Below are 355 nucleotides of genomic sequence, written 5' to 3' on the forward strand. Positions count from 1 at the left end.
GCGCCCACGCGCCTGCAGCCGCCGAACGCGGCGGCGGACGAGGTGACCGTGCACGCCGGGGACGTGGTGACGATCCCGGTGCTGCGGAACGACACCCACCCCGACGGGCTCGAGCTGTTCCTGCAGACCGAGCTGGAGCAGGACGTCGACCCCGCGCTCGGGGAGGCGTTCGTCTCGGAGGACACGCTGCGGTTCAAGGCCGGCCCCGAGGCCGGCACGGCCTACGCGATCTACCGGGTGCGCGACGTCAACGGGCAGGAGGACTCCGCCCAGGTCACGATCCGCATCCGCGACGGCGAGGACAACGCGCCCCCGCAGCCCCGCGAGATCGAGGCCCGCGTCCTGTCCGGCGCGA

General features: G+C 74.1%; 1 protein-coding gene. It reads left to right on the plus strand.

Features of this window, described 5'->3' with window-relative positions:
- Nucleotides 1-355: Ig-like domain-containing protein (locus tag GJV82_RS19720; protein ID WP_196217326.1), on the plus strand; the 355-nt coding region annotated here is incomplete at both ends.

This window comes from Cellulosimicrobium composti (genome assembly GCF_009711085.1).
GTDB lineage: Bacteria > Actinomycetota > Actinomycetes > Actinomycetales > Cellulomonadaceae > Cellulosimicrobium > Cellulosimicrobium composti.